The organism is Colwellia maritima (genome assembly GCF_022669015.1).
In the GTDB taxonomy this organism is placed as follows: domain Bacteria; phylum Pseudomonadota; class Gammaproteobacteria; order Enterobacterales; family Alteromonadaceae; genus Colwellia; species Colwellia maritima.
In genome coordinates this window covers 59324-83189 of record NZ_JAKKSL010000005.1, presented here as the reverse complement: position 1 = coordinate 83189, position 23866 = coordinate 59324, and the positions used below count along the sequence as shown (strand labels likewise).

Genomic DNA, 23866 nt, shown 5'->3' with positions numbered 1-23866 from the left:
TTAAATAGCTTAAAAACACAACTTATCTTACAAGTTGCCCGCCCTCAACTTGTATGATATCTTACATTATAGGTTGTATTATAACTATGTAAAATAAATACTCATGAGGGGAAGCAAATGAATAAAAACAAGCTAACACATTTAAAAATAAAAAAAACGATACTATTGACCAGTGCAATTTTGATAGCTTCAGCCGGGGCAGCATACGCTGAAGATGCCAAAATTTGGCAAAAATACATTGGGACTATTGCAGATGAGTCAATTCCTTTAATGCCTGATTATTCTTACGCGGGTTATAAACTTGGTGAACAACCGATACCGGTAAATCATAACGGTTTAGATGTTTTCAATATCGTTAATTTCGGTGCCATTGCTAACGATATGCTGTCTGATCAAGACGCTATTCAACAAGCAATCAACGCTGCTGAAGCAAATGGCGGTGGTGTTGTCATGTTTCCTGCTTTGGTGAATTTTTAGTAAATACTGATGCTGAAAATACGAGTACAATACAAATAAGCGCCTCAAATATCATACTAAAAGGAAGTGGTTCAACACCGGGCGGTACCGTGGTAAAAATGGTAAATCACATGTTATTGCCAGAAGGCGCGAGTAATTGGAATACGCCCAGTATGTTCACTTTCTCTACTCCTTCAGAAAACGGCGCTACAACCACCATCACTCAAGATGAAAGCCGAGGAAGTAAAGTGATACATGTTGCTGATGCAAGTGTATTCACTGACAAAAAACATATTAGATTAATCATGAAAGCTAATACTTCGGCAAATGCTGATTACCTTGATAATAAAGACGCTCGTGATTTGTGGACAGTTATCAACAATGAAGGTATTGAATTAAGCGAATTTCATGAAATAGTGTCCATTGATCTTATTGAAAATACTGTCACCCTGAAAGATCCCATTGTTGATGATATTAAGTCAACAATGAACTGGACCGCTAATGCTTATACATTATTAGAAAATGTTGGCTTTGAAGATATTCATTTTAAAGCCAATTTCACTGACCCATTTGTTCATCATAAAGATTATATTCACGATTATGCTTGGAATGGGGTCGATATGGTTCGTGTTGCTGATTCATGGGTAACTCGTTCTCGTTTTACCAATGTAACCAAAGCAGCAGGAATGGGCTTAGCATACGCTTCAAGTATTCATACTATTTTAATCGACGGTAATGCGGGTCATACTATCGGTAATATTGGTGGAAATTCAAGCCGTGTTTTACAAGGTTTAATTTGGGATAACACGAATAATGGTACTTTCCATGGTGCTGATATATCAGGTGGTAGTAATGGTTCCGTCACTTGGCGTGTAGAATCAGAACAAGGGAGTGGTTGGGATTTACATGCGAATCAACCACGTACCAATTTAGTTGATAACTATGCAAGTACGGGTATATCAAGTATTGGTGGTAATGTTGTTAATCTTCCTAATCACCTAACTGGTTTAATCCTATGGAACCAATCAGCAACAGAAACAACACAAACAGATCCAATTAACTTTTGGCCAGGCGATTGTCTTGGTAATTATTGTGGTCCAACGTTAGTTAGTCCTATTATTGTTGGCTACCACGGCAATGAAACGACCTTTGATGAAACAAGTTTAAAATATCAAGAAAGCACGGGTACTAAAGTGATACCAGAGTCGCTTTACGAAGCTGAATTAGAGCATAGGTTAGTATTTGAAGTTCCTTCTGAAAAATCAGAAACATTTACAAATATGACAGTGTTTGGTCGAACAAAGAAACATTTGTTGGTGATAACGGTATTGAATGGTCTTTCAAACAAAATGTTAAAAGTCTTGCTCCGGGGTATATTGACTCTACTCAAGGAATTCTTTTCCAAGGACAAGCAGCCCAACCTGTTGCAGAGAGAGATGTTTCCCTACAGTCTGGCACAATTACTGGTGGTATAAGCTCTTTAACTATTGATGCTATTGATAAATGGGACGCAGGTAATGAACGCATTGTTGAACTATTTATCAATGATACCTCTGTTGGTACTTATTCTCATACAGGTGGTGAACCGTATACCATTGAATTTAATAATATTAATATCTCAGGAGACTTCACTTTAGCACTTAAAAATTTAAGTACCGACGCCAGTGGAGATGCTAATAACTCTGTAGCAATAGATAATATTACATGGAAGCCATATGGAAGTGAGACATCCAACTGGACTACAGACGCAAAAACACAATTCAACACACTAAAAACTGATTGGTATAGTGCAGGCATACTGGTGTCTGGGGTTACCCTTTCTTCAGAAGGTGAACAACTGATTACGGGTAAGCAAATAACACTTACACCAATGCTAACACCTTCGTTTGCTACTGATACATCAGTCACTTGGTCTTCAAGTAATGAAGCTATTGCAAAGGTTGATTCTCTTTGGTATCGTCACCGCGATTTCAGGCCGGTAATGCAACTATTACAGCCACAACTAATGATGGTGGCTTTACTGCAACAACAGTAATTACATCAATAGAAGAACAAAATAGAGAAACATTTACTAACCTACCTTATGAAGGTGGCCTGAAAATCATGATCCTCTAACATATATAGGGGCTAATAATATAGAGTGGACAGTTAAAGATGTGAAAGGTGTAAAAGATTATCTTAATTCAACTTCACAAATTTACTTTCTAGGTAAACCAACAGATAGATTTGTTGCTGTACAGTCGGGTGTTATCTCTGGCGGTATTCGCTCATTCTCTGTGGAAGCTATCGATTTATTTGATCTTGGGATCGAACGTAACTTGGAGTTATTAATTAATGGTGAAGTAGTTGCTACCTCTAGTCATACAGGTCCTAACGCTTACTTAATTGAATTTGATAATATCAATATTTCTGGAGACTTCACTATTGGCTTAAGAGGTGCATCTGAAAATGAAAGTAATAACACGATAGCTATCGACAATATCACTTGGAAAAGTTATCAAGAGGGTGACACAAGTATTGATGTTATTACCAACCAAGCCCCCACTGTTAATGCTTTGGTACACTCCAAGTAGCTGTATCTCCAAATAATAGTGTTAACTTAAGCGGTAAATGTACTGACGATGACTTACCTACAACAGACGTGGTTACTTGTATATGGTCTGGACCTGAAGGTGTTACCTTTGCCGATAAATCTTCAGGTGTAACGACGGCAACGTTCGCAGCTACAGGAAAATACGTTTTATCTTTAACATCAGGTGATGGCGAACTGACATCAACAGATAAGGTAACAATTATTATATCGCCGACTCTTCCTGTACAAGAAGAAACAAATTCATCAGGTGGTTCAATGGCTTATTCATTATTCCTTTTAACCATTTTATCAATAAGAAGGTTGTTCAAAAATTAATTTTTAATGAGTAAAAAGCACAGAAACTGCCTGCAATCTTTTATCAGATTACAGGCAGTTTTTTATGTCAGTTGTAAACATTGCCCCCCTTATACATATATAGGTTTATTAAAGTGATGCTTAACGTTAATGCTCAGCCTTTCGTCGAAACGTAATAACTTATCAATAGAAAACAAAAATATAATATTTATATCCTTGTATTAAATGTTTGGGCTTATGGTATTAGGGAAATAAAACTAGGCAAAGCATTCTATCGGTAATAATTTACTAGAATAGGTATAGTCAAACTGCAAAGTGGGTCCATTATAAAGGAGTGAGAAAAAGATTAATAAGCTGAATTAACCTCAAAGCGCGGTTTGTGTGTCGAGTATCAAACTGATCTATCTGCGCTGAAATTACAAACTTATTTACTTTCTGTTAGTAATAAGCGACTAATCAACGTATGCACTTATTTCAGCGTCATTTGACTATTCAACCAATGCCAAGCGTTAGTACGATAATAACTTGGCACTAAAGGCCGCCTATCCGTATGTCCACTTTTAGCAATTGAATTGGGGAAATGACCAAAAATATTTTTTGTATTAACATTCAAATAGGTAAAATTATTAGTAGTACCTAACTGCGATTCTACAAATCTTTTTGTAGTGTGACCATGGGCGGAACACTTGTTATTAGATAAGGACGTCCTTTTACGCGCTGTAATCGTACTGATGACTCTCGAACATATTTTTCATAGGGTGACCCCCAACTAGTGCCTAACCATTATTGTTCACCGTCAAAATGATCATGCACAATAAACGCAGTCCATAGTTTAGAAATTTCATCGTCATGTAATCCCAAGTGATTAACAGCAATAGCTCCTCGAGAAAAACCACAGAGAAAAACCGCGCGCGATTCTCCGTCAAACTCTTTGATAATTCTTGGTACATTGATCTTAGCGTAATTTACGGTAGCTTCTTTATTACCCCACTAGGTGAGTTGATTTTCCATCTTATTGGAATGTATGTATGGCAAACTTATCCAAATAAATTTACCTGCACTTAAACCAAAACCAAATGCTGCATCTTTTACTTCACCGGTAGAACCCGATTTAGGATATTTATTCTCCGTATATTCAAAAATAATTGGCCAGGTTTGTCCTTGATGAACTTTCTCTTGAGACCAATTTTCAGGTAAGTAAGCTGTGTGGTAGACACGGGTCCCCTCGTACTCAGGTGGCGTTATTGCAATCTTTTTACCTGCTTTTGGTAACCCGGTAGAAAGTGGAGGTAAAGTAAGTACAATATTATTTTGAATATTTACTCTAATGTGGCTTGTCTCAAGAGCATTAACTGTTTGATAATTTTCAGTAGTTTTTAAATAGGTATTGGTCTCGACCGGTTTTATCAATTGTTTTTAAATCACGGGGTTCGTGGTAACCCAGTGGTGTATCAAAGATTAATCGATCATTGCCAACCCAATCCCAACGTAGTGATGTTGCCTTGTGCTTCATACGTTTAGAATCTAAACTTAGTTTACCGCCAGTGGCATACAATCCATCTGGAATACCTTGTTCAAAACTCTCCATCACTGTAACGGGTTCGATATTGTTACATACACAGATACCACTTATAAACAGACTGCTCATTACGACGACAAAACGAATAAATATAGTAAACCTCACAGAACTCCCCTTATAACCAAGCCTTGTATTAAATTATTGAACGATTGCATCATTTCTCTTTTCAAGAAATGAAACGTCTTTGCCTAACGACCTTTTATTAACAAGGCAGGATTAATGTATGGCTCAGGATCTTTATCATATTCAACTTTTAATACACTGAGTAAATCAGCTAATACATTCGGTTTTTTACTTGCCAGATTAACAGATTCAGCGGATCATTAAGTAAATTATAGAGCTCTGGTTTCATACCTTTTGCGTAGGGCGTATTTTCGTGAATGACGAGTTTCCATTCTTCCAATCTCAAAGCGACATTTTTACCTGTACGCCAATAAAATTTAACTGGTACGGTCAGATTTTCCAGTCGTTAACGTATTACTCATGTCTCGCCCATCACCATCAATGGCTTTAGGCACGCCAGAGAGACGAGTAATTGATGCTAAAGAACGATACAGGTCTTGAATGATAATTGGAGAGTCTATTTGCTTTTTACTTAAATTTTTTGGCCAATAAACAAATGCAGGTGTGCGCATTCCGCCATCGTAAGGTTGTGCTTTCCATCCTTTATGACCTCCTGCTAATCCATAAATCCCTTCATTGCCGTAAAAATTAACATGATGAAACTCAGGCCGGATATACCATTTTTTACCTGGCGCAGATGGTCCATTATCACTAAAAAAAACAACGATAGTATTTTTTAACATATTCAAAGTAGCTAACTGAGTAATTACCTGATTAACTGAGTCATCCAGTTGAGTCATCATGCCTGCATAGCCAAGTCGAGTTTTATTACCAATCTTTGGTTTCATAAGGTTTAATCCATTTTGGATCAACCTGTATAGGTACATGTGGTGCGGTGTAACTTAACGTTAAAAAAAAGGGCTTGCTGTTTTTAGTGTTCAAATTTTGTAAGTAAGATAATGCATCTTTAGTGATGAGATCGGTTGCATGTTCTTGAGGTAATTTAATTTGCTTATTGTTTCGGTACCAATCATGACCGTGTTCTGGATTATGATGAGTATAATGATCAATCCAACCGCCACGAATGCCATAATGATAATCAAAGCCTTTATCTAACGGGGCAAATCCGTCTTCCTCACCAAGATGCCATTTACCAATTAAAGCTGTTTGATAACCATTTTCTTTAAATAACGCGGGCATAATTTTACGATTTTTCGGCAAGCCAACCTTATCTTCTTTCATGATAGGGTAAAGTAAACCAAAACGACTTGGCGCTTGACCCGTAAAAAAAGCAGCGCGAGAGGGAGTACAAGTAGAATACGTATAAAAATTATTTAAACGAACGCCGTCATTCGCCAAGCCGTCAAGTGTCGGCGTATTAATTTCAGCTCCGTTATAACCTACATCACCAAAGCCTGCATCATCAGCAATAATAACGAGTACATTAGGCTTTTCATCAATAGATTTAGCTACACTGTATGGAGCTAATGACCCCATGACTAATATAAAAAAAGTATATAATGGTATTGTTAATTTCATAAGTTACTATCCTGACAGTACTATTTAGTAGTAGTAGATTAAGTGTGCTTTTTAATTTGTTTTAGGTTTTACTTGTTAGGTATAAGGTTAATTTTCTATTGAATATGTAGCCAGTAGACGTTGCCATTTCGATAAAGCACTGATAATCCAAGACGGTGTATGCCCAATTCGATGCTGTAACTGAGACTCGTATAATGAATCTAAATCAACATTTTTACCGAAACTATTAACATGTTTCATATGCTCACTAACAACACCATTCGCACTACCTTCATAACCGATAAGTATCGGGTTTACGGCAGTAAAAAAGGTATAGGGTTGGCTTTTAGGTTTGTCGGTATCCCAGAAATTAAAGTTACCCTCATGCCATTCACCAACGGTATCGCCAGTTTGTACAAAATTCCACAAGACTAGTCCTTCTAAATGGTTTGGTAAGTTTTTGAAATTACCTCCCCAACCACCAAAACCATACGTTGTAACGTTGTCATAGAGAGTAAAGCGTGGAAATAACCCATGCGAATCTATCCCCCGTGACTTAGGGCTATTAAAGCGCCAAATTACATTACCAACGGAAAGGTGTGATGCGCCTGGCCCATGCCATTGCCCCTTATTTGTTATATCTATATTCAACGCGGTTAAATTACGCGTACCAAAGGTGATATTAAAGCAGGCATGCCCTCTATTTCCTTCAATAACGTTAAGCATCATGGTATTAGCTATACCGCCTGAGACGCTCGCGGCGACAGAGACATTTCGAAAAACAACATTTTGAACCCAAGAATGTGTTGTTCTATTTAAATTAACCGCTGTAAATCCAGAATCATGTGTTGCATTTTTATGATGAGCAAATGTCTCTTTAAAGTTGCCAGTAAACCGTAAGTTCTCAATACCTACATTCTTGATGGTGTAAATTGAACGAATTTTCCAACCATAGCTTTTATTAATACGTGTAATTAAAGGCTGTTCAAAAAATATTTTATTATCGTTAATCTCTTTAATTTCGAGTGTTTCTGACGCTTTTACACCTTTATCAATAACCTCTTCCCAAATATCTCTTGGTTGTTTTCCATCGAGAAAATCATCGTTGGCTTTAGGGTTTTGCATGTCTAATGTCACAACATCGCCAACATTAAATTTTGAGGTGTCCTGCACTAGTACAAAGGTATCATTTTGCTTTGAATCCTCTACAATGACAGATTCTGCTATATATTTTCCTATACCTTTCGAAGATGGTGCTGAAGTATCATGCGGTGGAATCTAATCATTGCCGGTACTGTCCACTTTTTTTGTGGATCTTGTGGAGCAAGTGGATATTTCATAAATAAGTCGGTTCCATCTACACTATTTCCACTGCCTTGTAGAATAACCCGAGAAGCGCTAATTAGAATGCCTGTACGACGGTTTTCAACTTCATTTATCAAAAAACGACCCTCCGGAAATTTTACAATCCCTCCCCCTGCTTTTTCAGCAGCGGCTATGGCTTTTTGGATACCTTCTAAGTCTTCAATCTCATCATTAGGTACAGCACCGAAATCAACGACGTTGAAAATAGGTAAAGCTAATGTAGGAATGCCAGATTCTGAGTAATTGACACCAACAGCCGAAAAATCTAATAAAGATTGCCCGTTGCCTTTTGGTAGATAATGTTGCCATGGTGGTAGAGAGTTTACCGCAGGAATAGATACATTAGCTGAAGTGCTATTATTTGCTATCGATGACTCCCCACATGAACTGATCAGAAAAAGGGTAGATACACATAACAAATATTTCATGATGTTTCCTTATGAAAAACAGTTGAAAAACACGCTTAAATTAAGTGATAAAAACAGATTAAATGACGTAATGATAAAACCATATGATAATTCAATAAACACACGTAAGTTATCATACAAGCAAGAATAGCCCTATCCATAACAAGCCATAAAACTGCGTTATCACCTCAAATTTGATTGTCATTAAGATCAATTTAGATATAAGATATCATACATCAACTAATGATAACAAATTATTAATTGATAATTGAATCGCTTCAATAATAAGTAAAAAGAACGTTGGTTAATTAAATATTTGGTTATTCATTACTATCTTGTAGAAGCTAGTTTCTTAGCGGGCAACCATAACTACATATCATTTAGCGACTGTATATAACGTTAATTAGAAATAATTGAGAGAAATATGAATAACGCTTTAATTAAATCATTCTGCTTATCCCTATTGGTGACATTAAGTTTATTGTCATTCAGTACAACAGCCATAACATTATCCAATCTATTTCAAGACAATATGATAATTCAGCGTGACAAACCATTTTTGATATCAGGATCAGCTGCCCCTAGTACCCCTGTTACAGTCACCTTGGATAAATCGGAATGGAAAGGTATGTCTAACTTACAAGGCTATTGGGAAGTGAATTTACCTGCTCAAGCTGTAGGTGGACCACATGTTATTAAAGTGACTTCTCAAAAAAAAGAAAAAGAAATTAGTAATATCTATTTTGGTGATGTTTGGATTGCGTCAGGACAATCAAATATGGAGTGGAAACTATCTTGGTCTACCGATAATTGGGAGGATGAGTCACTACAAGCAAACTTACCTTTAATACGTTTTTTGGAAGTGAAAAATACTATTAGTCCGACACCAAAAACTACGTTAACCCTTGAAAAAAAATGGCTATCCGCCACACCAAATACAGTAAAAGATTTTTCAGCGATTGCTTGGTATTTTGCCAAAGCTATTCACCTCGATACTGATGTACCTATTGGTATTATTGACAGTGCTTGGGGCGGTACGCCAATTGAAGCTTGGACTCCAAATTCTATTGTTAAAAATTTGCCTCACGAGTATCCAAATACAACATACTTAGATAAAGATAATTGGCAAAACAAAGTACAATTATCAGATAACAATAACAAACGTAGACAACAACAATTACATAATGAAAAGGCATTCAAAGAGTTACAAACAGGTTCAGAGCAGTATGATGATAGCACTTGGCAACTTACAAGTTTACCCGGAGAATATCAAGGTGATAACATAGTATGGATGCGGAAAAAACTTTACCTTTCCAACATTTCAATCAAAGAACCTTCGTTATTATCATTTGGTTTATACCCGAATTATTTTGAAGTATTTATTAATAACAAACGTATTTTTAAACGCGCAGCACACCGACGTTAGGTACAATAACAATTCCGGTGGCACACTAAAAAATGGTGATAATACCATTGCAATACGAACCGCAAATGATTGGAGTAATTTCAAACGCTTTGGTTTAAAAGAACAACTTTATATTATTAACGGTCAGCAAAAAATCAACTTAACAGGCGATTGGCGAACCAATAACACATTAGAAGAGCCTTTAGTATCAGTTACCCGCTACCAGGGAAGTCATAGTGTTTTATATAATGCGATGATTCATCCATTAATAAATTTTAAGATAAAGGGGGTTATTTGGTATCAAGGTGAATCAAATACTTCTAGAGCTGACTTATACCAGGCGCAATTTAAAAACTTAATAACAAGTGGCGAAATAAATGGCAACAGACCAAGTTACCTTTTTATTATGTTCAATTAGCCAATTATAAGGAAAGAATAGATTATCCGAAAGAAAGTGGTTGGGCTCAAATAAGAAATGCTCAACTCAATACATTAGCATTATCCAATACGGGTATGGCTGTCACTATTGATGTTGGTAATAGTTTAGATGTACATCCACGCAACAAAAAAGTGGTTGGGAATCGTTTGGCAAGTATCGCTAAAACTAAGACTTATGGTGGTAATAAATCTTATTCTGGCCCCATTACCTCGACAATAAGACAAGAAAAAAACAGTTTGATTGCAAACTTTTCACATACAGATAATCATTTAACGTCACATCATAACTTAACACTTCATAATGATAGCCAAAACTCACTTTTAACTAAAGCACAAAGCAAGTTATTAGGATTTGAAATTGCAGGTACAGATGGCATTTATCACAACATTCATGCTGAAGTACATAATAATAGTGTAATCCTGAGCCCTGTAAATATTGGCAAGGTTTGCTCAGTGAGGTACGCATGGGCAGATAACCCTATTGCAAGCTTATTTAATAGTGAGGGTTTTCCTGCTAGCCCTTTCGAATATGTGATGACGGATAACTGTTTCAAATAGTAATTAAAAACGTCACTCAAAAAGTAAATAGAAAATAGAAAATAGTTTAAAAAGCAGAGTGACATTAAGTCACTCTGTTGTTCCATTTATTTATAAGAATTTTGTGAAACTATTGCCTCAATTTTAGTTTGCATAGCTCTTGCTCGTTCCGGCATTTTATCAATAATATTAATATTTTCTGTGGCATCCGAGCTTAAATCAAACAATTGCCCTTCTGGCTTTAGTCCACTCTCAACGGCTTTATTCATTAACCAATCAGGGGTATTACCTTCAAACGGGGCAATGTATTTAAAATCCCCCTCTCTAAGTGCCAAAGTAAAAGATTCTTCTAACATAACTTTACGGGCACTTTTGGAGGAATCTAACAAAGCATCAATAACGTTTTGACTATCAATAGCTTCAGTATTAGAAAGCTCAACACCAATAAAATTAGCAAGTGAACGATAGAAATCGATATGACTAATGAGTGCGTTGCTGTCACCTAAATTTTTAATACCATTAGGGTAAGTGACAATCATAGGAACACGTGTTCCTGCTTCATATGCACTGTACTTCCCCCTCGATATATTCCAGAAGGATCATGTTCACCGACTAATTCAACAGCTTGGTCTGCATAACCATCATCCAAAACCGGACCGTTATCACTTGAGAAAATGATAAGAGTGTTATCGTATAGACCAAGTGATTTTAACTTATTAATAATCCGCCCTGTCATCCAATCCATTTGTACGATGGCATCTCCTCTTGGTCCCATACTACTTTTTCCTTGAAACATTTTATTCGGCACTCTTGGTACATGAATATCATGAAAAGGAAAAAACAACATAAATGGTTCCTCTTGATTTGCCTCTATCCATTCAATAGCTTTATCTGTAAAAACATGAGAAAACTCTTCATCCACCCATTCTGCGCTTTTTCCACCACCATCCAACCTATACGACTAATACCATTTACAACGGAGGCACTGTGTTGTAAATCAGCCGTTTGCTTTAATAATTTGGGGTGCAGTGTACCAACCGGACGTTCACCAATAGGCGCTTCATAACTAACTGTAATGGGGTCATTTGGATCCAATCCGACCACGTGATGACCTTCAAGATAAACAGTAGGTACTCGATCTCCAGTTGCCGGCAATAAAAAACTATAATCAAATCCTAATTCTAATGGCCCCGGCGATACAGGTTTATTCCAATCAACGTTGCCACTGCCTAAACCTAAATGCCATTTACCTATTACCGCTGTTTTATAACCTGCTTTTTGAAACATTTTCGGCAATGTAGGTTTTGTATGATCAATAATTAACGGGGCATCACCAGGTAAGATAGCCGCATTGTTTCTAAAAGCATACTGCCCAGTTAATAGAGAGTATCTAGAAGGTGTACAGGTTGCTGCTGATGAATGAGCATCTGTAAAACGAATACCCTTTGCTGCTAGTTGATCTATATTAGGCGTAGTTGCTCCTTTTAATCCATAACTGCCTATATCGCCGTAGCCTAAATCATCAACATATAAAATAACCACATTCGGTTTTTTTGCTTTGTTGGACGTTTCGTCTTTGCTGTTTATTCTTGAATACTTAGTGCAACTCATCACAGCAATGATTAATAAGACAGTAATAATAGTTTTCATTTTAACGTTTATATACATATTTTAATTCCTACTTAGTTTCACTGTTCATAAAACAGATGTCGATACATGTTATATGATATCCTACATTCATTTACTAGTTTAGATTAAGTTATTACAAACAAAAATTTAAAGTTAATTATCAAAACTTTAATAAATATTAAGTTGATTAAATTTCAATAGAATTAAATATTTAAGTTTGCTAGAATTTGGGGAATCTATTTTAGAGATAAGTTATCAGATATGACGTCTTTCACACTTAACCAAGTACCAAAATCTTTAAGCCTAACCAATGAATTAGTAAAGTCTTTAAGGGATGAAATTCAAAGTGGGACATTTAAAACTGGTGATAAATTGCCCTCTTCTAAGGTAATTGAAAACCAAGCGGGTGTAAGTCGCAGTGTAGTACGCGAAGCTATCGCGCAATTAAAAGCGGAAGGCTTAGTCGATAGTCGCCAAGGTGTAGGTGTATTTGTAACATCTATACAGCCCAATAAGTCTTTTAAAATAGATAGCTCTGAATTTGAATCAATCCATGATGCAATTCAAATTCTAGAGCTTCGCATGTCTGTTGAAGCTGAAATGTCTGGGATGGCAGCAAAAAATAGAACGGATGAACAAATGGAAAATATATTAACTTGCATGCAAGCTATGGAAGTTAAAATAGCGGCTGGAGAAGTAGCCATAATTGAAGACTTCGCATTTCATAAATCAATTGCTGAAGCATCAGGTAACCCATACTTTCTTCGTTTTATAGACTATATTGGTTCAGGTGTTATTCCCGCTAGAGAGATCATTACGAAATATGAAAAGGACTCAGGCAGTGATGGACTTTTAATTGTCATTCAAGAAGAACACCGTCAAATAGCTAGAGCAATTCAATCTCAAGACAGTGAGCTAGCAAAAGCCTCCGCTAAAGCCCATTTGAGTAATAGTATTAAACGCCATTGCCAAATAGAACAATCTCTTTCTTCTTAAATGCCAACTACTTAACTTTTATTCTTGGTTGAACCATTTTGGTTCAACCGCCTTATACAATCGCCAACACCCTCTTTTATACCTACTTTATTGCTTCTTTATTTATACTTTAAGTTTTAATTTGTATTGGTCTACTTCTTAATAGCTGTTAAACTGATTTTACATAACTTATATTATAAGAATACAACATGAGCATACAAAGTTTCAACCTGAATAAAATGAAAAAATCAAATAGCCTTACAAACGATCTTGCTGAGTCATTACGAAATAAAATAATCTCGGGCGATTTTAAGGTCGGCGAAAAACTTCCTTCTTCCAAAAGAATCGAAGCCTTAGCAGGTGTTAGTAGAAGTGTTGTCCGAGAGTCTATTGCTCAATTAAAAGCAGAAGGACTAGTAGAAAGCCACAAGGGGTCGGTGTTTTTGTCACAAAAACACCGAAAAGTGGTTCTTTCGAAATAACTCAGTTTGAAATGGAATGTGTCGTAGACGCTGTACAAATACTTGAGTTGAGAATGGCTGTAGAAATTGAAATGGCTTCGATGGCCGCAATGCAAAGAACAACAGAACAAATGACGCACATAACTAATTGTTTTCAAGACATGAACATTAAAATAGAAACCGGTGAAAATGCTATAGAAGAAGATTTTAACTTTCATCGCGCGATCGCATTGGCTTCTGGGAATACTTATTTCTTTCGTTTTATTGAGTATATTGGCTCTCAAACAATTATCCCCGCGCGAGAAATTATTACTTCAAACGATAAAGCATGCAAAAGAGCTGACTTTCTAGCAACTTTACAAGCCGAGCATATGCAAATACTAAAGGCGATTGAATATCAAGATGCTGAGTTAGCAAGTGCGGCCGTAAAATCTCACTTAAAAAACAGTATACAAAGACATAAAATGATTACTGCAAGCACTTAAATTTTTACGTTTCATTCATGCGTTAAAGGTATTATAGCACCCACAATACGTTAATGATTTCAGTTTGATAATGCTTTTAGGTATATCCTACCGACTACCACAATGCGATTTATATACTTATTAATTTAGAGCTTCCAACAAGAAAGCCATTAATTACAAATACACAATTTAATTATTTACAGATATTTTCGCATATTCAGACTTATCTATAATAGCACCGGATGTTGAACCACACATCGAGCAACCATATCTGCGGCTTTAATTGCATCCTGTACTGACAAGTCATTTGCCCTTGCAGCTAAATATGTACCTGCGAATGAGTCTCCGGCAGCGGTTGAATCAACTTGAATAGCAGCAGCTTTAAACGGTATGTGACAATTTTCAAGATTATCAACAAATGCAACAACACCATCAGCACCACATTTGATGATAATTTCAGTACAACCTAGTAATTTCAAATAGTCGTTCACTTCATCATGTGTATGTGTTGAGTAAAGCTCTTGCATCTCATCTAATCCAGGTAACACTATATCACTGATAGAAAATGCTATATCAAACCATGTAATAGCATTTTCTTTAGTATGCCACATACGTTCTCTGTAATTAGGATCAAAAGCTATTTTAGCGCCTGATGCTTTAAGTAATTGAAGTAATTCAAGTAAACTTTTTTTATCCTCATCATTTAAAATGGCTAAACTTAATCCTGTAAATAGAACCAAATCAAATTGTTCTATTTTTTGAACGGTATCTTTTTGTTTCATTAGCCGCATCATTTTTGTTGCTGCTGAGTTACTACGCCAGTAATTAAATGTTCGTTCACCAAAGGTGTCTGTTTGGATATTATAAATACCAAGCAATGCCTCCTTGCTTTCATAGAGCCAGTTGGTATTAATACCTTCGGTACTTAAAAACGTAATCATATTCTGGCTAAATTCATCGGTTCCTATAGCTGAAAACCAAGAAACATCTAATGACGGCGTAAATCGTTTTGCATAGATGGCAGCATTTAATGTATCACCAAAGAAACTACTTTCAATACTGCCATTTTCGTTCATGCGAAGTTCAAGCATACCTTCGCCAATAGTTAACATTTTTTTCATTATTTTCTCACATGAACTGAACATAAGTCCTACAACTTATGTTCAGTTGAATTAAGATTAATCATTATTGTAAATGTGCAGGATTAAAGACATAAATAGTAAATAAGGAGGATTAGATCATACATGTCGTATTGAAATCACTGCATGTATGACCTGCTTTTATTAACTAAAAACTCGCCTGTTTAGCAAAGCTTTTTAAGTAAGTTTTCCATTGGCTAAAACGGGTGATTTCTCTTGCTTTTTCCCAACCGTAACCTGCGTAATAAGTTACCTGCCCTTTATTATCCGTTTTTGTAATAGCAAGTATATGACCCGCATCTTTTTGTCCTAAACTAGAAATAAGCTTATATTCATCTACACGTTTAGGGTTAACCACTACACCTGTGCCTAAACCATAACCTTCGATAACTTCCCATGTAGATACGGTACCCGTCAGTTTATCCCAATTAGAAATTGCCGCCTCATCGTGAGTGGTTAAACCAATACTAATAGGTAAATTAATAGCTAACTCACCATCTTTCCAAAAAGTAGATGTTGCTTTAAATACTCTATGTCCTAGTTTTATTTCTATTTCTTTCTTTTCTTGGTATTCAACATCAGCAATGACACGTTTATACGATAATACAAAACGTGTTTTTTCTGGCGATTGCTCTAGAATTTTCCATTGTGTGAAAGTCTCTAACGGCTCGCGCTTGCCGTTTAACCACAGCGCCGAGCTACCACAACCCGCAGATGACCCAACGTGATAGTTATCTTGTCCTTCACCCCAGTCTTTGTGGTATGTCATGTCTTGCTCTAATGCTTGTTTGTACCACTTATTAATGATAGGCGTTTTAACGCGTTTCAACCAACAGTCTAGCCCCGCGTTTTCTGCAAATTCTCGCGCAAATGGTCCGTAGGCACGAAAGGCAACTAAATCATTTTCCCAAGCAAAGTCATCATTTCTTTCGGGTACAAAACGAGCAAAAGTCGTTGCTTGATTTGCTTCAGTTACATTTTCTGTATTTTGCTTTGAATTGTTATTTTGTGTCGTTGAACTATCCACTAAACCACACGCAGATAATGTGTTAACAACACTGGCTAGAATAAAAATTTTTTTAAAATTAATCATTTTGATCTCGCTTTATTTTTTTAATATAAACCAAAAGCTTTTGGTAAAAATTCGCTAATTGCCGGGATATAGGTAACTAACATTAGTGCTATAAACATCGCTATATATAAAGGCACCATAGGTTTAATAATTTTATCAATGGTGGTATTCCCAACAGAACACCCCACAAAGAGCACGGCACCAACAGGAGGGGAACACAAACCTATAGAAAGGTTTAACACCATCATAATGCCAAAGTGTAGAGGCGACATACCTAGACTTTCAGCAACGGGTAAAAATATAGGGGTAAATATTAATACGGTTTGAGTCATGTCCATAAAAGCACCAACAATAATTAATATTAAATTAATAATTAATAAAATAATTAAAGGGTTTTCACTGATTGTCATTAACGTTTTACTGATGATTTCAGGTATATTTTCATAAGACAACATCCATGACATGGCAGAAGAGGCCGCAATAAGTAATAAAACAATTGCAGATATCTCACCTGCTTTAAGTAGTATTTCTTTAAGTTCACCCACTTTAACTTCTTTATAGACAAGTACCGCTAAAATTAAAGAATAAAAAACAGCAATAGCCCCTGCTTCTGTGGCTGTAAAAATGCCACCTAAAATCCCACCAATAATAATAAAAATCAGCATTAAGCTTGGTACTGCAGCAATAACCTTCTTAACAATAAAAGATAAAGGTAATCGTGCTTCCGTAGGAAAACCTTTTTTTATGGCATAGCCCGCACATACAATCATAAGTAGCGAAGCTAATAGTAAACCAGGTAAATAACCCGCTACAAATAATGCAGAAACAGATACTCCGCCACTAGCAATAGCATAAATGATTAATATATTACTTGGTGGAATAATCATGCCGGTTGTTGAAGCACAGGCCGTAACCGCCGTTGCAAAATTTCGGTCGTACCCCTTTTTTTCCATTTCAGGAATAATGAAGCTACCAATAGCACTTGTTGTAGCAACAGCTGAACCAGAAATACTCCCAAACAATGTACAAGACATAACATTAACTAATGCCAAACCACCAGGTAACATACCAATAAGAGCCATAGCGCAATCGATAAGTTTTCGGGCAACACCACCGCGCCCCATGAGTAATCCTGATAAAACAAATAAGGGTATTGCTAATAAAGCAAAACTATCTAATCCTCCCACCATACGTTGAGAAATAGTTGTTGTAGCAGGAATAAAATCAATACTAAATAGCATTGCAACTGCCGTTGATATACCAATACAAAAACTAATGGGTACATTGAGTATGAGTAAAAGAAAAAACACTAAAATTAAGATTAAGCCACTAAATTCCATACTTTATTCTCCTATAGCTTTAGGTGAAATAAACTGTTCATTTTTAATAAAAAAGAGTTTTTCTAAAGCTGTTGTACAAAAAATAAGGCCAGTTAATGGCATAACACTATAAACATAAGCCATTTTAACGCCTAAAACCGCAGAGAGCTGAACAGGATCTAATGTTGTAGTAACGAGATTAACACCACCCACAACGAGTACAGTTAATGAAAACAAAAACACCATAAGATGAACAAAACGCGCTAAATAAGCCTGCTTTTGAGCACTAAGTTTACGAGCTAAAATATCTAAACTTAGGTGTGAGTTTTGTTGATAACAATAAGTTGACCCTAATAAACCTAGCCAAATCAGCAAAAATCGAGATATTTCGCCAGACCCCGAACTAGGAGACAAAAGTACATAACGAGAAAACACTTGCCACAACACAGTTGCGACAATAGAAACCATTAGGATAACAACCAAATAGCTTATTGCTTTGGTAAACCAACTATTTAAATTTTTCATTGTTTAGCCTTAATACGCATTAGGTACTGACCTACGATTGAACCTTTATAAGCATCATGCAAATGAGCTACCGCATCCATAAAAGGTTTTTTATCTGGATAATGTACATTTAAACCAGATTTTTTCATTTCCGCTAAAGCATAGTTTTCAGCTTCTAACCATAATGTTTTTTGTTTTTGCACGGCATCTGTCATGGCTAACTTTAACCAGTGTTGTTCTTGTTCAGATAAGTGACTAAAAATATGTTGGCTGATAACCATTACATCAGGAATAGAGGTATGTTCATTAAGAGAGAAATTTTTACATACTTCATAATGTCGAGCAGAATAAAAACTAGGAGGATTATTTTCAGCACCATCAACCACACCTTGCTGCAACGCGGCATACAGTTCGCCCCACTAATTGGTGTTGCAGCGCCGCCAAAGGCATCAATCATTTTAACGGCATTTTGGCTATTCATAACACGTATCTTTAAGCCCTTAACATCTTCAGGACTACGTATCATTTTATCGCAAGAGTAAAAACTACGGCTACCTGCGTCAAAATACCCTAAACCATACAGTTTTGCGGGTTGTAGTGCATGTAATATGTCTTCACCGATATCGCTTTGTAATATATTCCAACGATGTTCTCTACTAGAAAAAACATAAGGCAAACCAAACAAACGCATATCGTCAACAAAACTTTCTAAAGTAGCAGCAGAGACTTTTGTCATAGCTAAACTACCGATTTGGAGCAACTCAACAAGTTCACGCTCTGAACCTAAGGTACCATTGGGGTATAACTTAAGACTCATTTCACCATGAGAATAATACTCTAATCTTTCTGACATAAACTCTAATGCTTTATGTACAGAATGCTTAGTATCTAATGTATGTCCTACTCGTAGTACCGTTTTGCTGCTTTTTTTATCACAACCAACAAGTAACACGGTAAAAATTATTACGGCAACTTTTACATACCTAATAAATACCATAACGATAAATTCCCCATATTCGTTTTTATTAGTTATTTAATTTGTGTTTTATTTTTATAATTTTATTTTTATTTCGAGCTTTAAAACTCAAAGTGAGTTGATGTTTAAATGCCTAAACTAAACATCAACTCAATATCAAGCCGTTACTATTAACGAAGTTCAGACGCTTGATACTTATCCATATCATTGTAATCTAGGTTTTCACCTGCCATTCCCCAAATAAATGAGTAATTTGAGGTACCTGAGCCACAATGGATTGACCAAGTTTGGAGAAATCATCACTTGTTCATTACCTGCCCAAATAACGCGTGTTTGTTTTGGTTCACCCATAAAATGAGCAACAGCTTGATCTTCTTTTACTTCAAAATAAAGGTAAGCCTCCATACGACGGTCATGTTGATGCGCAGGCATAGTATTCCAAACACTCCCTGGTTTAAGAGAAGTAAGCCCCATTTGTAGCTGACAAGTATCAACAACCCCCTGAACGATTAATTGTGCAATTGTTCTTTCGTTTGATGTTTCTTGTGATCCCATATGTAAAACATTGGCATCAGCCATTGTAATTTTTTTAGTTGGGAAAGATTTAAATGCTTGTGCTGAATTTAGATAAAAACGTGCAGGTGCTTTAGCATCTACACTTTTAAAAATAACTTCTTTAGTGCCTGAACCAATATATAAGGCTTCTTTGTGGCCTATACTATATTCTTGGCCATCAACAATAATAATACCAAATTGACCAATATTTACAGCACCTAATTCACGACGAGATAAAAAGGTTTCACTCTTCAGTGGGTCAATAGAGTCTAAAGTAAGCGCTTTATCTGTAGGTATCGCACCACCAACAATATAACGATCGTAATGGGTATAAATTAGATTTATTTTGTTATCTTCAAATAAATTTTCACCAACAAAAGCCTCGCGTAATTCTTCAGTGGTAAATTTCTTTGCTTCATTAGGCCCAATTGCATAACGTGTTTCATATGTAATAGTCATTACTAAATTCCTTTAAATTAACGGGCTAACCGACCACCATCGACAGCCAAAACATGGCCATTTACGTAATCACTTGCTTGAGAAGATAAAAAAACTGCAGCGCCAACTAATTGCTCAGGTACTCCCCATTCTCCAAAGAGGGATTCGCGCTTGTATTTGCTGATTTCGTTCTGCGTCATCTTGCAATGCTTGGGTATTATCCGTTCTGAAATATCCGGGTGCTATCGCATTTATTTGAACATTTTTACTTGCCCACTCATTTGCCAAAGCACGCGTAATACCAACGACGCCGTGTTTACTTGCTGTATAAGCCGGTACTGTCATTCCTCCAGAATATGAAAGCATCGAAGCAATATTAATTATCTTGCCGCCACCATTATTAATCATCTCGATACCAATTAACTGGCTTAATTGAAATACTGAATTCAAATTAACATCTATAACATTTTTAAATTCATTTAGTGGGTAATCAATTGCCGGGTACCGTGAAATAGTACCACCGTTATTTATTAATACATCGACTTTACCTGTTATTGATAAAGCATTTTTAGCAAGCTCTGAAACTTGACTTTCACTTGATAAATCTGCGGCTAAAGCAAAAGCAGTACCGCCGACCTCTTCTATTAATGCTACAGTTTTAATACTACCTCCATCACTTGAACTAGCACAAATAACCGTCGCACCAGATTTTGCCAAGCCAATTGCAATTGCTTGACCCAAGCCTCTGCTAGCACCTGTAACCAAGGCAGTTTTACCTTGTAACGAAAAAAGTTCATTTTGCATTTTGTTTCCAATTATCTATATATGAAAAATTCTAACTAGCTATATGTTATCATACAACTAGATATAAACAACGTAAAAATAATAAACTTAGTAAAAACATGCTCCCTCTTTGTTTTATATGATTTTATTTTTATAAAAGCATTAAACAATCAATTATTTTTAATAAATCACTCTTGTCATATTGTTATTTTAACCTATACTTGTCTGACGTCATACATTGATGTTATGACAAATAATTCAGTGTTATAAACATATAAAATTAGACAAATCATAAAACTACTAAGAGGTACTCCATGCGCTTTACAAAAGCACTAACGCATTTAAGCTTATTTGTATTTTTATGCACCAAATTATCCTGTGCATCAATACAACAAACGCCGTTAAGTAAAACAATAAATAAAACTTCGGTTCATCAAGCTATGAAAAAAGTCACTGATTGGCAAATGGCTAGGTTCAACAATAAAACCTATTTATTTGAAGGCTATGACAAAGGCGCTCATATGGCTCCCACAGATGAAAGCAGTCACCCACAAGGTTGGGTTTATGCTTCATTTTATGTTGGCATGGCCCGTATGGCGGAATTAGAGAGTTCAATGGGTAACGATAAGTATTCTGAACAGTTACTTGATATTGCTAAACATCGTAAATATTTATTTGCTCCTAGAATTTACAACGCTGACGATTACGCGATAGGTCAATTATATCTAGACTTATATAAAAAATACCCTAACGAAGACATGTTAACGCCACTTAAAGTTATCTTTGAAATAATTTTACAAACGCCGTCAACAACCACGTTAACTTATGAAGATGTTACTCAGACTTCAGTTCACGATGGTAAACTACTACAAGATGAGTTTGGCAATAGAAAATTTCAATTAAGACCATGTAAAAATAGATGGTGTTGGGCTGATGCCTTATTTATGGGACCTCCTGTATGGATCAACTTAAGTAAAGTAACCGGTGACAAAAGATATTTAGAATTTGCCGATAAAGAATTATGGGAAACTGTTAATTTACTATGGGATGACAAAGATCACTTATTTTTCCGTGACTCTCGCTTTTTCGACAAAAGAGAAGCAAACAGTGAAAAAGTTATTTGGGCACGCGGTGTTGGTTGGGTAGCTGCAGGACTAGCACGTATTCTTGAGCACTTTCCTAAAGAGCATCCTAGCCGAGCTAAATACGAAGATATTTTTCGTAAGATGATGACTCGTTTAGCGCAAGCTCAACAGTCAGACGGCTTGTGGCGTCCCTCAGTATTAGATCCTGAAACTCAACCGTTTAAAGAAACCAGTGGCACAGGTTTAATGGCCTTCGCATTTGCCTCTGGTATTAATCAAGGAATATTAGATAAAAAAACCTTTATGCCTGTCGTAACTAGAGCATGGTCAGCCCTTGTTGACGCTGTACAACCTAACGGAAAATTAGGTCGGGTGCAGCAAATTGGTGACTCTCCTGATAATGTTTCAGCGGAAGATACACAAATTTATGCGACAGGAGCCTTTTTATTAACGGGTAGCGAATTGTATAAGTTAGCTAAATAACACGTACATTTTTATAGTTGGATAGCTGTGCAGTTCAGCTATCCTCCAATATTGTTTTATTCCATAAGGCTACAATATGAGCATTTTTTCAGATTATTATTTCTGTTTCTCAATAGCATAGAGTGTTCCATGAAGCGGGGGTGTTCAGAATAAGCACCAATATTATATTTTAGAATAGTATAAACCGTATTTGGGTTATCGTATTTAGGTCCTGTATTTCTTAAGTCACTGATATTTTTATACAGCATATTTGCATCACCTGTTGGTGAATGAATACTCGCATTACCCGCAGCAAAAACAGCCCATCCATTATGACTTTCATTATGTCTATGCCACTCAGGAATACGAATAGTATTGTTCTCAACCAAATTATGGCCTAAATCACCTTGATGAAAATTAACATCAACTTCAATATGGTTGTTAGTTACCACCACATATTTTGCGCCCATTTCAATCGCAAGATGACGTATGCGTTTAATGATATTGCCAGTTACTAAAATATATTGGCCTCGCATATCAAAATAGGCATTACCACGACCACCTTTGTTGTAGGCTCGGTCAACAAAATTGTCACGAAAGGTTAAATGCGTTGTTGTTTTTTCAGTGAGTATTGGATCAGTGCCTGACTCCAACAATCTACAATTATCAACCCAAGAATCAGATGTAGTGCCCGACATTTTGATTAAACCTACGTATAAGTCATCTCGGTCAACATCGTTATTCATAACCCCTTGAACCCACTTATCGCTATAACCTGTATTATCTGTGGGTTCTAAATTAGGTACAAGGTAAAACAAGGTTACATCTTCTATTCCAAAGCATTTTTAACGTCATGCATCACTAAACCATAACGTTTTGACGCCCAACCTTCCCATTTTTGACGAAAGTTAATATTAATCACCACATCTTTAGGATCACCCGTTTCGCCGCGCAGAATAATATTTGATTTTAGATACACAGGCTGATTAAGGGTATAAGTACCCGATTTTAAAATAATCACGCCACCGTTTTTTACTTGATCAATAGCCCCTTGAATGTTGTCTGTTCCCGGCTTAATTGTTTTTACAATAGGTGTTGTCTCTCGAAAAGGAATACCACCTCTGACACCGGCTTTTGCCCATTCAACTATATCTGGATAGCGAGGATCGACCTTAGACTCATCAAGCACTAAACCGGGGTCACCGTAACGAATATCAGTTAATTGATCATTTTCATTTTGTGCATTAACACCAAATGACAAATTAAGTACCAGTATTGGAATGAGTAATTTAAAAACTTGCATCTCTCGTTTCTTCCTATCTATATTTTAAGTGAATAAAGCACAGCGC

At 36.2% G+C, this 23866-nt stretch carries 23 protein-coding genes and 5 pseudogenes; 12 read left to right on the top strand and 16 right to left on the bottom strand.

Annotated elements, in window-relative coordinates:
- Positions 1 to 117 precede the first annotated feature (117 nt).
- The 5 genes and pseudogenes from L3081_RS20995 to L3081_RS20975 all read left to right on the top strand — a co-directional run.
- The gene (locus L3081_RS20995) at positions 118 to 477 is read left to right on the top strand and encodes a hypothetical protein (RefSeq protein WP_242288292.1); all 360 of its coding nucleotides are present in this window, start codon (positions 118 to 120) and stop codon (positions 475 to 477) included.
- 110 nt (positions 478 to 587) lie between these two features.
- Complete coding sequence (locus tag L3081_RS20990) at positions 588 to 1931, top strand: DUF4955 domain-containing protein (protein WP_242288291.1); 1344 nt, start codon at positions 588 to 590, stop codon at positions 1929 to 1931.
- Positions 1932 to 2257: 326 nt separating this feature from the next.
- Entirely contained in the window at positions 2258 to 2491 is a 234-nt protein-coding gene (locus L3081_RS20985) for an Ig-like domain-containing protein (RefSeq protein WP_242288290.1), read from the top strand.
- 121 nt (positions 2492 to 2612) lie between these two features.
- Positions 2613 to 3029, top strand: a complete 417-nt coding sequence (locus L3081_RS20980) for a hypothetical protein (RefSeq protein WP_242288289.1) — start codon at positions 2613 to 2615, stop codon at positions 3027 to 3029.
- A gap of 14 nt (positions 3030 to 3043) precedes the next feature.
- Positions 3044 to 3364, top strand: a pseudogene (locus tag L3081_RS20975) (hypothetical protein); the annotation flags it as partial.
- A gap of 969 nt (positions 3365 to 4333) precedes the next feature.
- Here L3081_RS20975 and L3081_RS20970 read toward each other — a convergent pair.
- The 6 genes from L3081_RS20970 to L3081_RS20950 form a co-directional block, all read right to left on the bottom strand.
- Positions 4334 to 4753, bottom strand: coding sequence for a hypothetical protein (locus L3081_RS20970; protein ID WP_242288287.1), 420 nt, complete (start codon positions 4751 to 4753; stop codon positions 4334 to 4336).
- Positions 4710 to 5027 carry a hypothetical protein gene (locus L3081_RS20965; protein ID WP_242288286.1) on the bottom strand — a complete coding sequence of 106 codons (318 nt, stop codon included), beginning with the start codon at positions 5025 to 5027 and terminating at the stop codon, positions 4710 to 4712. Before L3081_RS20965 ends, L3081_RS20970 begins: the two co-directional genes overlap by 44 nt.
- 335 nt (positions 5028 to 5362) lie before the next feature.
- The gene (locus L3081_RS27410; RefSeq protein ID WP_274620695.1) at positions 5363 to 5833 is read right to left on the bottom strand and encodes a sulfatase-like hydrolase/transferase; all 471 of its coding nucleotides are present in this window, start codon (positions 5831 to 5833) and stop codon (positions 5363 to 5365) included.
- Entirely contained in the window at positions 5814 to 6524 is a 711-nt protein-coding gene (locus tag L3081_RS27405; RefSeq protein ID WP_274620694.1) for a sulfatase-like hydrolase/transferase, read from the bottom strand. The genes L3081_RS27410 and L3081_RS27405 overlap by 20 nt, the downstream gene beginning before the upstream one ends.
- An 87-nt stretch (positions 6525 to 6611) precedes the next feature.
- A complete protein-coding gene (locus tag L3081_RS28660) occupies positions 6612 to 7676 on the bottom strand; it encodes a DUF4955 domain-containing protein (protein ID WP_242288285.1) in 1065 nt (354 codons plus the stop codon).
- A gap of 62 nt (positions 7677 to 7738) precedes the next feature.
- Positions 7739 to 8296 (bottom strand): glycoside hydrolase family 55 protein, encoded by a 558-nt coding sequence (locus tag L3081_RS20950; RefSeq protein WP_242288284.1) that lies wholly within the window; start codon positions 8294 to 8296, stop codon positions 7739 to 7741.
- 403 nt (positions 8297 to 8699) lie between these two features.
- Here L3081_RS20950 and L3081_RS20945 point away from each other — a divergent pair, with 403 nt between their 5' ends.
- From L3081_RS20945 to L3081_RS20935, 3 genes are all read left to right on the top strand, one after another.
- Positions 8700 to 9701 carry a sialate O-acetylesterase gene (locus L3081_RS20945; protein WP_242288283.1) on the top strand — a complete coding sequence of 334 codons (1002 nt, stop codon included), beginning with the start codon at positions 8700 to 8702 and terminating at the stop codon, positions 9699 to 9701.
- The gene (locus tag L3081_RS20940; protein WP_242288282.1) at positions 9646 to 10098 is read left to right on the top strand and encodes a sialate O-acetylesterase; all 453 of its coding nucleotides are present in this window, start codon (positions 9646 to 9648) and stop codon (positions 10096 to 10098) included. Before L3081_RS20945 ends, L3081_RS20940 begins: the two co-directional genes overlap by 56 nt.
- A gap of 95 nt (positions 10099 to 10193) precedes the next feature.
- Positions 10194 to 10676, top strand: a complete 483-nt coding sequence (locus L3081_RS20935) for a hypothetical protein (RefSeq protein WP_242288281.1) — start codon at positions 10194 to 10196, stop codon at positions 10674 to 10676.
- Between the two features lie 86 nt (positions 10677 to 10762).
- Here L3081_RS20935 and L3081_RS29245 read toward each other — a convergent pair.
- A pseudogene (locus L3081_RS29245) lies at positions 10763 to 12266 on the bottom strand (sulfatase family protein).
- A 279-nt stretch (positions 12267 to 12545) separates the two neighbouring features.
- On the opposite strand from L3081_RS29245, the gene L3081_RS20915 reads away from it, so the two are divergent.
- From L3081_RS20915 to L3081_RS20905, 3 genes are all read left to right on the top strand, one after another.
- Positions 12546 to 13280 (top strand): FadR/GntR family transcriptional regulator, encoded by a 735-nt coding sequence (locus tag L3081_RS20915; protein WP_242288279.1) that lies wholly within the window; start codon positions 12546 to 12548, stop codon positions 13278 to 13280.
- Positions 13281 to 13468: 188 nt separating this feature from the next.
- A complete protein-coding gene (locus L3081_RS20910; RefSeq protein WP_242288278.1) occupies positions 13469 to 13741 on the top strand; it encodes a winged helix-turn-helix domain-containing protein in 273 nt (90 codons plus the stop codon).
- 11 nt (positions 13742 to 13752) lie between these two features.
- Positions 13753 to 14205: a FadR/GntR family transcriptional regulator gene (locus tag L3081_RS20905; RefSeq protein WP_242288277.1), complete on the top strand. Its 453-nt coding sequence runs from the start codon at positions 13753 to 13755 to the stop codon at positions 14203 to 14205.
- A gap of 206 nt (positions 14206 to 14411) precedes the next feature.
- Here the strand turns inward: L3081_RS20905 and L3081_RS20900 are convergent, their stop codons facing one another.
- The 7 genes and pseudogenes from L3081_RS20900 to L3081_RS20870 form a co-directional block, all read right to left on the bottom strand.
- Entirely contained in the window at positions 14412 to 15305 is an 894-nt protein-coding gene (locus tag L3081_RS20900) for a sugar kinase (RefSeq protein ID WP_242288276.1), read from the bottom strand.
- 166 nt (positions 15306 to 15471) lie between these two features.
- Entirely contained in the window at positions 15472 to 16416 is a 945-nt protein-coding gene (locus tag L3081_RS20895; protein WP_242288275.1) for a DUF4861 family protein, read from the bottom strand.
- Positions 16417 to 16436: 20 nt separating this feature from the next.
- Entirely contained in the window at positions 16437 to 17735 is a 1299-nt protein-coding gene (locus L3081_RS20890) for a TRAP transporter large permease (RefSeq protein ID WP_242288274.1), read from the bottom strand.
- Between the two features lie 3 nt (positions 17736 to 17738).
- Positions 17739 to 18239 (bottom strand): TRAP transporter small permease, encoded by a 501-nt coding sequence (locus L3081_RS20885; RefSeq protein WP_242288273.1) that lies wholly within the window; start codon positions 18237 to 18239, stop codon positions 17739 to 17741.
- Positions 18236 to 19071, bottom strand: a pseudogene (locus L3081_RS20880) (TRAP transporter substrate-binding protein). The gene L3081_RS20885 and the pseudogene L3081_RS20880 overlap by 4 nt, the downstream one beginning before the upstream one ends.
- Before the next feature lie 293 nt (positions 19072 to 19364).
- Positions 19365 to 20208: pseudogene (gene kduI, locus L3081_RS20875) on the bottom strand (5-dehydro-4-deoxy-D-glucuronate isomerase).
- Positions 20209 to 20225: 17 nt separating this feature from the next.
- Positions 20226 to 20991 (bottom strand): annotated as a pseudogene (locus L3081_RS20870) (SDR family oxidoreductase).
- A 293-nt stretch (positions 20992 to 21284) separates the two neighbouring features.
- On the opposite strand from L3081_RS20870, the gene L3081_RS20865 reads away from it, so the two are divergent.
- The gene (locus L3081_RS20865; protein WP_242288272.1) at positions 21285 to 22538 is read left to right on the top strand and encodes a glycoside hydrolase family 88/105 protein; all 1254 of its coding nucleotides are present in this window, start codon (positions 21285 to 21287) and stop codon (positions 22536 to 22538) included.
- A 56-nt stretch (positions 22539 to 22594) separates the two neighbouring features.
- Here L3081_RS20865 and L3081_RS20860 read toward each other — a convergent pair whose 3' ends face one another.
- On the bottom strand, positions 22595 to 23335 hold the full coding sequence (locus L3081_RS20860; RefSeq protein ID WP_242288271.1) for a hypothetical protein: 741 nt from the start codon (positions 23333 to 23335) through the stop codon (positions 22595 to 22597).
- A gap of 11 nt (positions 23336 to 23346) precedes the next feature.
- Entirely contained in the window at positions 23347 to 23820 is a 474-nt protein-coding gene (locus L3081_RS20855) for a hypothetical protein (RefSeq protein ID WP_242288270.1), read from the bottom strand.
- Positions 23821 to 23866 lie beyond the last annotated feature (46 nt).